This is a genomic window from Sphingomonas sp. ABOLG (assembly GCF_003950435.1).
Taxonomy (GTDB): Bacteria; Pseudomonadota; Alphaproteobacteria; order Sphingomonadales; family Sphingomonadaceae; genus Sphingomonas; species Sphingomonas panaciterrae.
On record NZ_QQWW01000045.1, the window covers coordinates 1 to 987 of the forward strand.

Below are 987 nucleotides of genomic sequence, written 5' to 3' on the forward strand. Positions count from 1 at the left end.
GGTGGTGGCGCTGCGGCTGGTGCGGTCGCGCATAGTGAAAAGTGGCGGGGGAGACCGCTGGACCGCGACGGGCGAGTTCGCAGTGAAACTGTATCGGGAGATATAAGATGGCGGTGGAGAAAGGTTCGGCCTTCCTGCTGAAGGTGGGTGATGGCGCGGCGACGCCGGCGTTTGCGACGGTGGCCGGGATGCGCACCACGCAGCTGAGCATCAACGGCGAGGCGGTGGTGGTGACCAACAAGGGGTCGGGCGGGTGGCGCGACCTGTTGTCGGGCGCGGGCGTGCGCAGCGTCAGCGTGTCGGCGGCAGGGGTGTTCACCGGATCGGCGGCGGAAACGCGGGTGAAGACCAATGCGCTGGCGGGAACGATCGACGATTACCGGCTGAGTTTCGAAAGCGGCGAGACGCTGACCGGCCGGTTCCTGGTGACTCGGCTGGACTATGCCGGCGATTTCAACGGTGAGCGCAGCTACACGGTGAACCTCGAAAGCTCCGGCCCGGTGGTGGCGGCATGAGCGGGGCGAACGCGCAGCGCGGCGAGGCGAGCCTGCGCGTCGCGGGCGAGGCGCTGGTGCTTCGGCCGAGCTTTGCCGCGCTGGTCGCGGCGGAGGCGGAGCTGGGGCCGCTGTTTGCGCTGGTCGAGCGGGCCGCCGAGGGGCGGCTGGCGCTGGGCGAGATCGTCGGGCTGTTCTGGCATTGCCTTCGCGATCGGCCGGCGGCGCTGACGCGCGACATGCTGGGCGAGGCGGTGGCGGCGCAGGGGCTGACCGCGGCGATGGCGCCGCTGAAGGTGCTGATCGGGCAGATACTGGCGGGGCGATGAGATCCGCCACGGCCGCGCCCCGGCCGGGGGACAGCTTTGCCGAGGCGGCGGTGCGGCTGGCGGGGCTGTCGGGCGTGCTGTTCGGCTGGTCTCCGCACGCGTTCTGGGGCGCGACGCCAGCCGAGCTCGCCGCGCTGGTGCGGGTGCTGGGCGGGGCTGACGGG

Annotated in this window: 3 protein-coding genes; all 3 read left to right on the forward strand. The window is 71.6% G+C overall.

Going from position 1 to position 987, the window contains the following annotated elements:
- Positions 1-107 precede the first annotated feature (107 nt).
- Complete coding sequence (locus tag CA236_RS18580; protein WP_046407325.1) at positions 108-515, forward strand: phage major tail protein, TP901-1 family; 408 nt, start codon at positions 108-110, stop codon at positions 513-515.
- Complete coding sequence (locus tag CA236_RS18585; protein ID WP_046407324.1) at positions 512-823, forward strand: GTA-gp10 family protein; 312 nt, start codon at positions 512-514, stop codon at positions 821-823. Before CA236_RS18580 ends, CA236_RS18585 begins: the two co-directional genes overlap by 4 nt.
- Positions 820-987 (forward strand): phage tail assembly chaperone (locus CA236_RS18590; protein ID WP_125946712.1); only part of this gene is annotated, 168 nt, incomplete at its 3' end. The genes CA236_RS18585 and CA236_RS18590, both read left to right, overlap by 4 nt.